The organism is Chitinilyticum litopenaei DSM 21440 (genome assembly GCF_000428145.1).
In the GTDB taxonomy this organism is placed as follows: domain Bacteria; phylum Pseudomonadota; class Gammaproteobacteria; order Burkholderiales; family Chitinibacteraceae; genus Chitinilyticum; species Chitinilyticum litopenaei.
In genome coordinates this window covers 98,932-111,501 of record NZ_KE386629.1, presented here as the reverse complement: position 1 = coordinate 111,501, position 12,570 = coordinate 98,932, and the positions used below count along the sequence as shown (strand labels likewise).

Genomic DNA, 12,570 nt, shown 5'->3' with positions numbered 1-12,570 from the left:
CTTATCCCGGCCGGCAGCACACAGTGAAAACAATGACCGTGGAACCGATCAGGAGAGCTTGAAGCCGGATACCGAGGACTTGAGGTCACCGGCAAGAGCCGTAATCCGGCCAATCGAATCGGCGGACTGCTTGGTACCGTTCGTGGTTTGCTGGGTAATCGACAGAATGTCGCGCATGGCCGTGGTCACGCGCCCGGCCAGCTCGGTTTGCGCCTCGGTTTCACGGGCAATCGTCTCGATCAGGCGGGCCAGTTCGCGCGATACCCGACCGATTTCGGTCAGTGCCGTACCGGCGGCATCGGACAGCTTGGCACCTTCCACCACGCCCTGAGTCGATACTTCCATCGCCGCAACGGCGTCGTGGGTATCGGTCTGAATGGTCTTCACGATCGCGCCGATCTGCTTGGTCGCCTCGGCCGAGCGCTCGGCCAGCCGCTGTACTTCTTCCGCCACCACCGAGAAACCACGACCGGCTTCACCGGCGGCTGCGGCCTGAATCGCGGCATTGAGTGCCAGCACGTTGGTCTGTTCGGTAATGTCGGAAATCAGTTCAACGATTTCACCGATTTCCTGCGAGGATTCACCCAGGCGCTTGATGCGCTTCGCGGTTTCCTGAATCTGCTCGCGAATTTCGCCCATGCCCTTGATCTGGTTGTTTACCGCATCGGCGCCCTGCTCGGCGGCATCCAGCGAGGACTGGGCCACTTGCGCGGATTGCGCGGCATTCGCCGATACGCCCTGAATCGACCGGGCCATCTGGTCAACGTTGCTTGAGGTCTGCTCGATTTCACGCGACTGGCGCTCTGCCGCGGCCAGCAGTTCATTGGAGATCGCTTGCGCCTGCCCTGCCGTCTGGTTTACCTGCTCGGTTGCGCGGTTAATTCCGCCGATCAGTGTACGCAGTTCTTCAATCGTGTAATTGATCGAGTCGGCAATCGCACCGGTCAGGTCTTCGGTTACCGACGCACGCACGGTCAGGTCACCATCGGCCAGATCGGACATTTCGTTCAGCAGTCGCAGAATCGCGTCCTGGTTCTTGCGGTTTTCCGCTTCGGAATTCATCCGGCGGCGCACCGATTCCTGGTTGAACACGCGGATCAGCAAATACAGCGAGCCGGCAGCCAGTACGGCAAGCACGATTTCCAGCACGGTAGTAATCAGGTTGCCGGCCTTGTTTTCATAGGCTTCGGCCAGTTCCTTGGTGTCGTTGAGCAGATTTTCGGACTGCTTCACGATGTTCTGGTTGGCCAGACGCGTATTGACCAGCGGCTGCATGTTTTTCGAGAAGGACGTGACCACCTTTTCGAAATCTGCGAACGAGGTTTTGATGCCGCCCAGTTCGGTAACGAGGCTCGACGAGGAAACCGGGCGCAGCCCCAGCTCATCGCTGCCTTCGAGAAAACCGTCGACGATGTCCTTGAAAGTGGCCACATCCTTGCCCAGCAGGAATACCACATCCGGATTGATCAGTTCGCTGGCCAGGGTGGCGTTGGCATTCTTCGCCATGCGCTGCGAAAGCATCGCCAGCTGGCTGGCGGCTTCCATTTCACGCGCCGTGGCGCCATTTTCGGCCAGCGAGCCACTGAATTGCTGAATCTGTTCCAGCAGGTTGGCATCGTTGGCGTTGATGCCTTCCACCGCCTTGCCCACGGCTTCCAGCGCAGCCTTCTGCTGCAGAATGGTTTCAACGTTGGGAATGACCTTGTTGGGATTGGGGCGGAAATTCGCTTCCCAGTTGCTGCTCACACGTTCGATGCCGTCATCGACGCCCATGCTGAAGGAGAAAAAGCCGCGGCTTTCCTGCAGCTGCGCCAGGCTCTCGTTGAAGCGTTCGTAGGATTCCTTGAGCACAGGGAAGGCGGCCGGAATACCCTGGACGGACTGGGTGGAAGCCCGCGCCAGGCGCTGGGACAGCATCTGCATTTCGGTGGCGATCGAACGTCGCTCGGCATTGCGGCTGGACGCCTGGAATGACAGCAGCGCTAGCACGACGAACAGCAGGGCGGATACCAGCATCACCAGCAGCAGCAGCGCCATCTGCTGGCGGGCGGTCCAGTGGCCGATGAATGGCAAAGGTTTGAGCAGCTTTGATTCATCGGCATCCGGAACACGGATGCGATCCAGAATCCAGGTGGTTTTCAGCGGGTCGAAACCTTTCTTCGCTGCAGCCGGCTGTTCGCCCCCTTGCTTTCCCGCTCCGGAAAACAGGCTGCGGATACGCTCCATGATTGCCATGCTACCCTCTCCTCATGCCGCACTGAATATGCGTGCTGTCTTGCTTTGTTATGCGATGCCTGCCTGCAAAAAGGCTGGTGTACTTGCCAGTTCGTTCACGTTCAGGATATGCCAGCTGCCCCCGGCGGCATCCCGGTAACACGGGCCCAGCCAGGGCACATCGCTGGCCTGCTGCGGCTCTTCCTGCAAATCGGCCAGATGTTTCAGGCCCAGCATGCGGCTGACAAGAATCGCCGCATGCGGCAACAAACGGGGCTGGATCAGCAGCAAGCGGCTTGCCGGATTGAGTGCCAGCGATGCTTCGCCAAAAAAGGCGGCAGCATCAACCACACTGACCAGGTTGCCGCGAATGTTCGCCACACCACGAAACCAGGAGTGCGCCAGCGGCACACCGGCTATGACGGGCACGGGCATCACTTCGGCCACATCGGCAAGATCAACCAGCCAGTTGCGACCGCCAATCTGAACCCCAAGACGGGCATCGACCTGGGCGACCGCTGCGGCAGACTGCAAGCGTGCAACCACCCCTTCCTGATATTCCCGCAAGCTGACACGTTTGGCCATTGCCCTCTCCCCTCACACCCCAGCAGGCTGCGGCATGCAGCCTGTGGCCCATTTCCTTCCCGGCCAAGCCGGAAGAGAATTGTTCTTGTCTGTAAAGCTTTGTTCACTCAACTCTGTCGATGCCGGCCTACCCGAGGCCTGGCACTTCCCTCTTCGCAGGTAGCAAATCCGGGAAGGGCAGCATCACGACAACGAGTGACAATTTTTGTCACAACTTGCCGATCTTGGTCAGCAACTCTTGCGGATCGACCGGCTTGACCACGTACTCGGACGCACCCTGGCGACGCGCCCATACCATGTCGGTTTCCTGATTCTTGGAGGTACACATGATGATGGGGATGTGCTTGGTCGCTTCATCCTTGCTGATGGTGCGGGTAGCCTGAAAACCGTTCATGCCCGGCATCACGACATCCATCAGGATCAGGTCGGGCTGCAGATCGCGGGTTTTGGCCACTGCCTCTTCGCCAGACTCCAGAGCGATGACCTGGAAGCCGTTTTTCGTCAGCAGCTCACCCAGGAAATGACGCTCGGTCGGAGAATCATCAACAATCAGGATTTTCTTGATAGCCATGTGCTTGTACTTTGACTTTGTCGAAAATGAGGAAACTTAAAGAGTAATGCCGCAGGCGTCAATTCGGCTGGACATGCGCGCCAACGGCGGCCAGCAGGCTGTCCTTGGTAAAGGGCTTGGTCAGATACTCGTCCGACCCGACCATGCGGCCGCGCGCACGGTCAAACAGGCCGTCCTTGCTCGACAGCATAATGACCGGCGTGGCCTTGAAGCGCGGATTTTTCTTGATGAGCGAACAGGTCTGATAACCATCGAGCCGCGGCATCATCACATCGACAAAGATCAGGTCGGGATGGTGGTCGGCGATCTTGGCCAGCGCATCAAAACCATCCTCGGCCAGAATGACCTCGCACCCCGCCTGCCCCAGAAAAATCTCGGCACTGCGGCGGATGGTGTTGCTGTCGTCGATCACCATGACCTTTACGCCGGCAAGACTGCTCATTGAACCGCACCTCTTAATGAAATCTAATCTGAATAATGCATTTCCCGCCATCACCGGACAGGCAAGTAGGCAAGCCCGGCAATCCGCTGCGGCTGACCAGTCAAACGGCCTCGATCAAAAAAGATCAGCCTACATACAGGCAGGCCAGTTGAAATCATAAGGCGAGCCCGAGGCCTATCACAAGCGCAGCACCTGACAGCGGGGCGGCGCAACTCATGAAAACAACACCGGCACAGCCAGACAGCCCGAATTTCGGCAGGCCAGTGACCATTTTCGTCAGCCAAGCCCTGCCACGCCGGGTGCCGCATCGCTCACACCTGGCACGATCCCTGCTCAGACAATACTTGCGACAACAACAACCCAAGAATGCGAGTGCGCGATGAACCAACGTGGGTTTACACTGATTGAGCTGATGATCGTGGTGACCATCATCGGCATTTTAGCGAGCATCTCCCTCCAAACTTTTTTCGATGCGCAGCGAAGCAGTCGAGACAAGGCAGCACAAAGTGACGTGAGAAACTTGATCACAGCAGTGAGCACCCAAGCGGTTCAATAGAGACTCCACTGACCCCACATAAACCCCTGGCATGCTTTTTGCCAGAATTCAGCAGTGCATTGCCACCCCACACAAAACGGAGTTCACCATGAAAAAGCAACAGAAAGGCTTCACCCTGATCGAACTGATGATTGTAGTTGCCATCATTGGTATCTTGGCCGCCATCGCCATCCCCGCATTTTCCGACTATCAGCGCAAGTCCCGCGACAAGGCCGCTCAGTCCGATGTGAAGAATCTGATTACAGCCGTTGCCGCCAACGCGGTTCAGTAAAGCTACAGCCATTAGTTATATTAAGGACATTGATCATGAAAAAAGCCAAAATTGCGACCCTTACCGTCAGCGCTGCCATGTCCGTAGGCGCTCTGCTCCCCGCTCAGCAAGCGAGTGCCGCCTCTACCTGCACATCTGCAACGAACAAATCTACCGCACTCTCCTGCTCGATTGACACTGCCGGCTATTCAGCAGTGGCCTTCACTTTCACGGGCTCCAATGGTGTGCGTATGGGCATTAGCGACACCACTGGCTACTTTGCAGCCTGCGGCAACAGCGTCGATGCAAAAACCAATTTCGGCCTGACCACCAACGGCGGCTCGATGACCACCGGTGCTTACACCTCCGGCAGCGCACCTACCGCCACCAGCGGCGGCTGCTAAGCATCAGCCAAGGCTGATCCGGCCAGCAAAAACCACCTTTACGGTGGTTTTTGCTTTTGGCAAAAGCAAGCCCCGGCTCAATCGCGCGTAACCCACCGCAGGCATCACACCATGCTTTCCACAATCGCCCTGAACACTTTGCGCATGGGCCATCGCAACCATGGCGCGCGCATTGTCCTTGTCTTGAGCCTGCTGCTGCTGGGTGTAGCCTGGCTAGGCGGTAATTTCTCACCACGTCAGCCACAAACAGTGGCGCTGGACGTCGGCATCTCGGTGCTTCGGATACTGATGACCTTGCTGACGCTGTACTGGGTGCAGGAACTCGTCGCCAAAGAGGTTGAACGAAAAACCATACTCTGGTCCCTATCCTATCCACAGTCGCGAAACACTTTCCTTGTCGGCAGATACCTCGGCATTTTCATTCTGATCTCCCTGGCCCTAACCTTTCTAGCCACAGCCACGCTGATAGCCGGCCAGTTGGCGCTAGGGGATTATCAACAGACCACTGCCGTAGCAGGCGCCGGCGCCTACTGGCTGACCATCGCCCTGTTCGCGGTCGATCTGCTCGCCGTCAGCAGCTTCACGCTACTGGTCAGCAGTATCGCCACGGTACCGATGCTGCCATTTTTCATGGGCCTAGCTTTTGCCATTTGCGCCAGAAGCATAGGGCCAACGCTGTCATACCTGGCCTCGCCCGAGAGCCAGGGTATCACACGAGTGCAGGCGGTGAGCGCCAGCATTGAGCGCTTCGGCTGGCTCCTTCCCGACCTCAGCCGGCTAGATGTTCGCCACATTGCCCTGTATCAAATCGCCCCCGACAAGACCGCCATCGCTGCAGCGGCAAGCCAGACCCTGGTTTTCAGCCTGATGATGCTTGTTCTAGCCTGCGTGGCGTTTCAGCGTCGGCAATTCAACTGAGTACGACCCAAAGTCATGCGCAAATCCGTCACACTTGGTCTGACGTTTTTCGGCACTCTGCTGGCGATTTATATTCCGGCGACGAACTACCTGCTGCAACAGCGTGCCCCCCTGCAAGCAGATGCCATCAATGTCGCAATCTCCCCACCGATGCAAACGGTACTGTCCGGTGGCGACCGCTACCTGGCCGCCAATATTGGCACCCTACGCGCACTATTCCTGAGCGTTGAAAAATTGACAGCCAGCGACTATGCCATTTTGGCACGCGTTCAGGACGATTCATCCCTACTCAATCCGCGCAGCAATGACAACTACTACATTGCCCAAGCCATCCTGCCCTGGGCTGGCGAGCTGGAATCCACCCAGCGCATTCTGATCCGTGCGGCGGAGGCTTTGCCTAACGACCCGAACCCGTATTTTTTCCTGGGTTTCAACCACTGGCAATTCGAACGCAATTACCAAGCAGCAGGCGCAGCTTTCGAGAAAGCCGCCGCAACTACGCACGACAGCAAACAGCGCGATGCTTATCTACACATGGCGTCAAAGTTCTACACTCACACCGACGACCTGGATCTGGCGATCAAAACCATAGAACACTTGCGACAAACAGCTAGAGACCCGGCCCTGAAACAACATCTGCTGGCCCGCCAATACCGCATTCTCCGGCTGCAAATCTTACGAGAAAAAGCCCACGAATACCGCAAGCTCAATGGCAAACCGATTGGCAATCTAGAAGATCTGGTAGTCGCCGGCCTACTTGACCAAGTTCCGGCTGACCCGCTAGGTATCGGTTATGACGTCGACGCAAACGGCCAGCCCATCATGATCATCAGGCAAGGCCCCAAACGAATACAGTAGTTAATCCTGCCATTTCAAACCCGGGCAACACCATGAATGCCATTGAAATCCGCTCCCTCTCCAAAAGCTACAAACAAAGGAAATTCGCACGTGTCATAACCCAGCAGGCGCTGGATGCCATTGACCTCAGCGTCTCCGAAGGCGAAGCCGTCGGTTTTATCGGCCCGAACGGCGCCGGCAAAACCACCACCATCCGCGTTCTAACCGGTGCCATCCGTGCCGACAATGGCTGCGCGCAGTTATTCGGCGTCGACGTTTGCAAACCAGATGCGCGCGCCGGGCTTGGTTATGCCCCAGAAAACCCTTATCTTTACGACTATCTTACCCCACTCGAAACACTGACCATGGGCTGTCGCCAGCACGGATTGAAAGTCGACAATCTGGAAAAACATTGCATGGGCTGGCTGGAGCGTTTCGACCTAGCGACTGTCGCCAAGAAAACCATACGCAGCTTCTCAAAGGGAATGACACAGCGCACTGCGCTGGCACATGCATTGGCAATCAAACCCAAGCTGCTGATACTTGACGAACCGCTCTCTGGCCTTGACCCCATCGGCCGCAAGGATGTGGTGGACATTCTTGACGACTACCACAAGCAAGGTGGCACGCTCTTCTTCTCGTCACACGTACTGCACGACGTAGAACGATTGGCCAACCGCTTCGTAATGATCGTAAAAGGCCAGATCGCCCTGAACACCACGCTGGCGGACATCATGCAGCAGAGCAATGACTACCTGATCCGTAGTGCAGGCACGGCCCCCTTGCCCGGAATGGCGCAGGACAGTTCGGGCAGTTGGGTGCTTACGGCACATCGCGATGTGTTATGGGAAAAGCTTGCGCAACTGGAAAAGGCTGGGCACACCCTGCATGACGTGCGCGCGCAGACCTCACTGGAGCACATAGTCATGCAAATCGGTCAGGCGCGCTAATGCCCCCACGGGTATACCGATGAGTCCCTTACAAAAAAAGACCACACCAGCATACCCAAGAACCTATGCCACACTGCCCAGTCTGTCATCAGAACAGTCCAAATTTCTTCCCCTTGCCCGCCGATTTCCATGCGATCTTCAATCAAGTTGGGGCACGTTATTCGCTGGACGATTTTGAAACACTTAATCTAGGACAGCATTTTTGTCCCAGTTGCAGATCTTCGGATCGGGACAGGCTATATGCGCTGTTCATTTGGCGCCATCTGGCGCAATACACCCCCCCGCCTTTGCGCATCCTGGACATAGCCCCAGCACCAGCGCTGGGGAAGATGCTAAGAAATCTCCCGGGTGTGCTCTATCGCTCGGCTGACCTCTCCTCGCCCTTGGCCGATGAGCGCGTCGATATCTGCGACATGCGAACATATCGTGATAACAGCTTCAATTTCATTGTTTGCTCCCACGTACTGGAACACGTCGAAGACGATTCCTCGGCGATCCGCGAGCTGTATCGCGTACTCGAGCCGGGCGGGGTCGCCATTCTCATGGTTCCCATCCTGCTAAGCGCCACCAGCACCGATGAAGATCCGCACGAAACACGCATCGAAGAGCGTTGGCGGCGTTTTGGCCAGAACGATCACCTTCGCATGTACTGCAAACATGATTTTGTGGCTCGTCTGCAGCAAGGCGGTTTTACCGTGCAGGCCCTGAGCGAAAGCCACTTCGGCTCCGGGCAATTCCCTCGGCACGGCATCACCCCGCAATCCGTGCTTTATATCGGCCGAAAAAACTAAAGGAAGCACCATGCCCCCCTTGGTCAGCATCTGTATCTGTGCCTACAACCGCGCAGATTTCATTGGTGAAAGCATCGATTCCGCGCTGGCGCAAAGCTATTCGAATATCGAAATCATCGTGGTCGATGACGGCTCAAGCGACACAACACCCGGCATCATCGCCGAGTATGCCAAGGCCTACCCGGAAAAAATCAGGCCGTTTCTGCTCGAAGAAAATATCGGCCCCTGCCTCGTCAGAAATCATGCCTTCCAGCAAGCGCGCGGCAAGTATATTGCCCTGCTGGATTCCGATGACCGCATGCTGCCAGATCGTATTCACAAGCAGGTTGAATTCATGGAATCCCACCCCGACCATGTCGGAGTTTTTACCATGATCCGGGCAATCAACGCGCAAGGACTTCCGGACCAGAAACTTGATGAAGAAGCTGCACTTTTCAATATGCCGATCAATAATTTGCGCTATCAGTTATTGCATGGCAACTTTCTCAATGCTCCTTCCGCACTAATTCTCGCCAACACACTGAAAATGCAGGGAGGCTTGGAGCCCACGCTAACCTACCTGCATGATTATGATCTATGGGTCCGGCTATTGGCCATCGGAGAAATGGCGCGCCTCCCGGAAATCCTCACCGAATACAGGATTCATGGCGGCAACCTCAGCATTGGTGACAATGTGTTGCGTAATTCCGCCCAAATTGGAATGGAAATCGCCGCGACAATCAACCGTGCTGCACAGCTCTGGAGCATCAACCAGATCGCCGGAAGAGCGCTAACCACTTCAAAAGAAATTGCTGATCTGCAGCTGAACATCGCAGGAAAGCTTGCAGGCAAAGACATCGAGCTGTTCGGTGAGCCGAGGATGCTGACCGCAACCGCCTATGACTATGTGCTGCGGGCCAGCTGGCATGATCGTCCCCGCGCCCACGCACTTAAATTAGAACTGGAAAAGTGCGTAGCAAATAGTGCCGCCCAAGCCAGCGCAGCCATCCGATTGCCACCATCGCAAGAACTTTATCGTTTGGCTCAAGCAGGCTGGTCACACCCACCCCGAATTATTCTTGGTTCGTTTGTAGCGACTAGCCAGTTCGACCTGATTATACAAACCTGTCAATCCTTACTGGCACAAATCCATGAGAACTGGAATTTCCATATCGTGTGCTTCGACTCTGCACCCGCAGGCCTTCCAAATGACTCACGCATCATTTGGCACAGACTTAGCGATGATGATGACAGCTTAGAAGTTATAAACAAAATATTAATGAACGAATATGGGGACTTAGTTGGCGCAATCTATCCTGGCGACAGACTACCCGAGGAGGGTCTCTTTCATTTTGCACTGAAATTACATACCACTCCGTATTTGCAGTGGATTTATAGCGATGAAATGCAAATAAGCCAAGATGGCACTATCCACAATCCGATTTCCAATCCGCAGTTCCAGCATGAACTAACGGATGGCAGCAATTATCATGGCGGCTTAAACCTTTATAGACGAGAGCTATTTAGTAAACTCTCCGGATTTGATCTCGCATTCGAAGGTGTCGAAGACTTCGATATTGCCGTAAGAGCAGCAAAAACCCTACCCGAATCCGAAGCCTTCCATCTTCCTGAAAACCTTTATTACCGACATAAAGAAGGAAGAATGACTAGCTTAAACCTAGAAGAAGAATATTCATTACGTCGACATAGCATAGACAGAGCTTCCAATACAACAAGCAACCATTAGCAGGCATACCCCATGAAAATAATAAGCCACAGAGGATATTGGATAAACCAGAATGAGCAAAACTCCTACCATGCCTTTCATCGCGCACTTGAAAGTGGTTTCGGCATCGAAACGGACATTCGTGACCATAATGGACTGTTAGTTATATCGCACAACCCAGCCTCAGGAAAAGAAATGCCTGCGCGTAAATTTATAGAGTTGTGCACAAAGTATCGTGGAGCCGGACCACTTGCCCTAAATATAAAGTCAGACGGTCTCGCCAACCTGATAGCAGCAGAGCTCATTCGCCACGACATATCTGACTATTTTATATTTGACATGTCATTTCCAGACATGCTGAGCTATATAAAACTCAATTTGGCAACCTTCGCAAGAATCAGTGAATACGAAAAGCCACCCACACTAATCAACAAGTGCGCAGGCATCTGGCTCGACATGTTTAATCACGACTGGCCAAGTGAAGCATATATCAAGTCTTTAATTAAAACCACCAAGGTGTGTTTGGTATCTCCAGAACTACACAATCGAGAACACCAACCACTCTGGGCACTTATAAAAAACAGCCAGCTTTACAAATCACAATCACTCTATTTATGCACAGACTACCCCCAAGAGGCCAGGGACTACTTTAATGACTAAAATCAAGGCAGTCATATTTGACATGGACGGCGTCCTCATTGATGCAAAAGAGTGGCACTATTCAGCCCTCAATCGAGCATTATCATATTTTGGCATAGAAATTTCAAAATACGAGCATCTAGTCACATACGATGGACTTCCTACAAAGCAAAAATTGCAGATGCTGTCGATTGACCGAGGACTTCCAGTTGGACTACACCAGTTCATTAATAATCTAAAGCAACAATTCACTTCTGAACTAGTGTTCGCCAACTGCAAGCCACAATTTCAGCATCAGTTTGCGCTTTCGAATTTAAAATCAAATGGTTACTTGATAGCTGTATGCTCAAACTCAATAAAGCAAACCATTGAGATGATGCTTCAGAAAGCCGATCTACTGCGTCACATTGACTTCTACCTTTCAAATCAAGATGTTGTAAACTCAAAGCCAAATCCAGAAATCTACATTAAAGCAATATCGCGATTTAAATTACTCCCCGAAGAATGTCTAATCATCGAAGACAACCCAAACGGGATTAAAGCCGGCATAGAGTCAGGGGCCCATGTATTTGAAGTCAGCACCGTCAACGACGTAAACTATCAAAATATCATATCCAAGATTAACGAAATCGAAAGCCACCATGGTTAATATACTTATACCACTAGCCGGCAAGTCTCTTTTTTTTCCAGAGGATGAGTATTTTTATCCACTTCCACTCATAGAAATACATGGAAAACCAATCATTGAGCTTGTTGTCAACAATTTGCGTGACTTACACAAAGATAGCCAATTTATATTTATTGTGCAGCGAGAAGACTGTCAACGTTTTCACTTGGACAGAACCTTATCCCTCATTACAAGCAACGCAAAAATAATACGCTCCGAAGGCATTACTAAAGGAGCCGCATGCAGTTGTTTACTCGCCGTCGACCACATAAACAACGAAGACGAGTTGATTATTGCAAATGGAGATCAACTTTTTTTATCGGGCATTGAAGAATTCATCCCAACCTTTCGAGGAGCTAAAGCAGACGCTGGGTGCGTATATTTTAACTCAGTACTGCCAAGATGGTCCTACCTGCGACTAGATGGCCACACAATCACTGAAGCAGTTGAAAAAAAACCTATAAGCCGAAATGCAATTGCCGGGCTATATTATTTCAAAAACGGTAGAGACTTTGTCAAGGCGTCGATGAACACAATTTTCAAAAATGCATCCGTCAATGACTCATATTACATAGCACCAACCATTAACGAATTAATTCTTGACGGCAAAAGAACATATGCCACCCCAATTAAGAATGAACATTATTTCACATTTTATACCCCTCAGAAGATTCAGGACTATGAATCACTCTTGGCAGGAAATAAACAATGAATCAAAAAATTTTCAACCTTGACGACATGTTAAAAGGGTGGTTTGTCGGCAATTTCAAGCCAACCGCATTTGAAACAAAAGCCGCGGAGGTAGGAATAAAAACATACGCAGCAGGCGAAAAAGAAGCGAAACACTACCATAAAATATCTACAGAATTGACAGTAGTGATCGATGGAACAATTCTGATGAATGGCCAGACCTACGAAAAAGGCGATATAATCGTAATACCACCAGGGAATGCCACTGATTTTGAAGCCATAACTGATGCCAGAACCGTTGTAGTTAAAGTTCCTGGCGAACTTAATGACAAATACCTCGTGGATTAAATA

15 protein-coding genes and 1 pseudogene are annotated in these 12,570 nt (G+C 52.8%); 12 read left to right on the top strand and 4 right to left on the bottom strand.

Features of this window, described 5'->3' with window-relative positions; translation table 11 throughout:
• Positions 1 to 48: 48 nt before the first annotated feature.
• The 4 genes from C515_RS0116955 to pilG all read right to left on the bottom strand — a co-directional run bounded on the left by C515_RS0116955 (position 49) and on the right by pilG (position 3,812).
• Complete coding sequence (locus tag C515_RS0116955; protein WP_028456463.1) at positions 49 to 2,235, bottom strand: methyl-accepting chemotaxis protein; 2,187 nt, start codon at positions 2,233 to 2,235, stop codon at positions 49 to 51.
• 48 nt (positions 2,236 to 2,283) lie between these two features.
• Positions 2,284 to 2,799, bottom strand: coding sequence for a chemotaxis protein CheW (locus C515_RS0116950; RefSeq protein WP_028456462.1), 516 nt, complete (start codon positions 2,797 to 2,799; stop codon positions 2,284 to 2,286).
• A 208-nt stretch (positions 2,800 to 3,007) separates the two neighbouring features.
• On the bottom strand, positions 3,008 to 3,370 hold the full coding sequence (locus tag C515_RS0116945; RefSeq protein ID WP_028456461.1) for a response regulator: 363 nt from the start codon (positions 3,368 to 3,370) through the stop codon (positions 3,008 to 3,010).
• A 58-nt stretch (positions 3,371 to 3,428) separates the two neighbouring features.
• Positions 3,429 to 3,812, bottom strand: a complete 384-nt coding sequence (gene pilG, locus C515_RS0116940; RefSeq protein ID WP_028456460.1) for a twitching motility response regulator PilG — start codon at positions 3,810 to 3,812, stop codon at positions 3,429 to 3,431.
• A 379-nt stretch (positions 3,813 to 4,191) separates the two neighbouring features.
• Between pilG and C515_RS24975 the strand changes: the two genes are divergently transcribed.
• The 12 genes and pseudogenes from C515_RS24975 to C515_RS0116890 all read left to right on the top strand — a co-directional run bounded on the left by C515_RS24975 (position 4,192) and on the right by C515_RS0116890 (position 12,567).
• On the top strand, positions 4,192 to 4,368 hold the full coding sequence (locus C515_RS24975; RefSeq protein ID WP_043650215.1) for a type IV pilin protein: 177 nt from the start codon (positions 4,192 to 4,194) through the stop codon (positions 4,366 to 4,368).
• An 88-nt stretch (positions 4,369 to 4,456) separates the two neighbouring features.
• Positions 4,457 to 4,550, top strand: a pseudogene (locus C515_RS24970) (prepilin-type N-terminal cleavage/methylation domain-containing protein); the annotation flags it as partial.
• A gap of 124 nt (positions 4,551 to 4,674) precedes the next feature.
• A complete protein-coding gene (locus C515_RS23795; protein WP_144290523.1) occupies positions 4,675 to 5,022 on the top strand; it encodes a hypothetical protein in 348 nt (115 codons plus the stop codon).
• Positions 5,023 to 5,133: 111 nt separating this feature from the next.
• Positions 5,134 to 5,940, top strand: coding sequence for an ABC transporter permease (locus tag C515_RS0116920; RefSeq protein ID WP_028456458.1), 807 nt, complete (start codon positions 5,134 to 5,136; stop codon positions 5,938 to 5,940).
• A 15-nt stretch (positions 5,941 to 5,955) separates the two neighbouring features.
• Entirely contained in the window at positions 5,956 to 6,798 is an 843-nt protein-coding gene (locus tag C515_RS0116915) for a hypothetical protein (protein WP_028456457.1), read from the top strand.
• Positions 6,799 to 6,830: 32 nt separating this feature from the next.
• Positions 6,831 to 7,727, top strand: coding sequence for an ABC transporter ATP-binding protein (locus C515_RS0116910; RefSeq protein WP_028456456.1), 897 nt, complete (start codon positions 6,831 to 6,833; stop codon positions 7,725 to 7,727).
• Between the two features lie 113 nt (positions 7,728 to 7,840).
• Positions 7,841 to 8,518, top strand: a complete 678-nt coding sequence (locus C515_RS0116905; RefSeq protein ID WP_211234099.1) for a class I SAM-dependent methyltransferase — start codon at positions 7,841 to 7,843, stop codon at positions 8,516 to 8,518.
• 10 nt (positions 8,519 to 8,528) lie between these two features.
• The gene (locus C515_RS0116900; protein ID WP_028456454.1) at positions 8,529 to 10,244 is read left to right on the top strand and encodes a glycosyltransferase family 2 protein; all 1,716 of its coding nucleotides are present in this window, start codon (positions 8,529 to 8,531) and stop codon (positions 10,242 to 10,244) included.
• A gap of 12 nt (positions 10,245 to 10,256) precedes the next feature.
• Positions 10,257 to 10,883 carry a PI-PLC domain-containing protein gene (locus tag C515_RS23790; protein WP_144290522.1) on the top strand — a complete coding sequence of 209 codons (627 nt, stop codon included), beginning with the start codon at positions 10,257 to 10,259 and terminating at the stop codon, positions 10,881 to 10,883.
• Entirely contained in the window at positions 10,876 to 11,511 is a 636-nt protein-coding gene (locus tag C515_RS0116895; RefSeq protein ID WP_028456453.1) for an HAD family hydrolase, read from the top strand. Before C515_RS23790 ends, C515_RS0116895 begins: the two co-directional genes overlap by 8 nt.
• The gene (locus C515_RS23290) at positions 11,504 to 12,241 is read left to right on the top strand and encodes a glycosyltransferase family 2 protein (RefSeq protein ID WP_081687030.1); all 738 of its coding nucleotides are present in this window, start codon (positions 11,504 to 11,506) and stop codon (positions 12,239 to 12,241) included. Before C515_RS0116895 ends, C515_RS23290 begins: the two co-directional genes overlap by 8 nt.
• Positions 12,238 to 12,567 carry a cupin domain-containing protein gene (locus C515_RS0116890; protein WP_043650212.1) on the top strand — a complete coding sequence of 110 codons (330 nt, stop codon included), beginning with the start codon at positions 12,238 to 12,240 and terminating at the stop codon, positions 12,565 to 12,567. The genes C515_RS23290 and C515_RS0116890 overlap by 4 nt, the downstream gene beginning before the upstream one ends.
• Positions 12,568 to 12,570: the final 3 nt, after the last annotated feature.

What these genes read in the sequence shown, in the direction of transcription:
- C515_RS0116955 (WP_028456463.1), bottom strand. Translation starts at nt 2,235, where the DNA reads ATGGCAATCATGGAGCGTATCCGCAGCCTGTTTTCCGGAGCGGGAAAG.
- C515_RS0116950 (WP_028456462.1), bottom strand. Translation starts at nt 2,799, where the DNA reads ATGGCCAAACGTGTCAGCTTGCGGGAATATCAGGAAGGGGTGGTTGCA.
- C515_RS0116945 (WP_028456461.1), bottom strand. Translation starts at nt 3,370, where the DNA reads ATGGCTATCAAGAAAATCCTGATTGTTGATGATTCTCCGACCGAGCGT.
- pilG (WP_028456460.1), bottom strand. Translation starts at nt 3,812, where the DNA reads ATGAGCAGTCTTGCCGGCGTAAAGGTCATGGTGATCGACGACAGCAAC.
- C515_RS24975 (WP_043650215.1), top strand. Translation starts at nt 4,192, where the DNA reads ATGAACCAACGTGGGTTTACACTGATTGAGCTGATGATCGTGGTGACC.
- C515_RS23795 (WP_144290523.1), top strand. Translation starts at nt 4,675, where the DNA reads ATGAAAAAAGCCAAAATTGCGACCCTTACCGTCAGCGCTGCCATGTCC.
- C515_RS0116920 (WP_028456458.1), top strand. Translation starts at nt 5,134, where the DNA reads ATGCTTTCCACAATCGCCCTGAACACTTTGCGCATGGGCCATCGCAAC.
- C515_RS0116915 (WP_028456457.1), top strand. Translation starts at nt 5,956, where the DNA reads ATGCGCAAATCCGTCACACTTGGTCTGACGTTTTTCGGCACTCTGCTG.
- C515_RS0116910 (WP_028456456.1), top strand. Translation starts at nt 6,831, where the DNA reads ATGAATGCCATTGAAATCCGCTCCCTCTCCAAAAGCTACAAACAAAGG.
- C515_RS0116900 (WP_028456454.1), top strand. Translation starts at nt 8,529, where the DNA reads ATGCCCCCCTTGGTCAGCATCTGTATCTGTGCCTACAACCGCGCAGAT.
- C515_RS23790 (WP_144290522.1), top strand. Translation starts at nt 10,257, where the DNA reads ATGAAAATAATAAGCCACAGAGGATATTGGATAAACCAGAATGAGCAA.
- C515_RS0116895 (WP_028456453.1), top strand. Translation starts at nt 10,876, where the DNA reads ATGACTAAAATCAAGGCAGTCATATTTGACATGGACGGCGTCCTCATT.
- C515_RS23290 (WP_081687030.1), top strand. Translation starts at nt 11,504, where the DNA reads ATGGTTAATATACTTATACCACTAGCCGGCAAGTCTCTTTTTTTTCCA.
- C515_RS0116890 (WP_043650212.1), top strand. Translation starts at nt 12,238, where the DNA reads ATGAATCAAAAAATTTTCAACCTTGACGACATGTTAAAAGGGTGGTTT.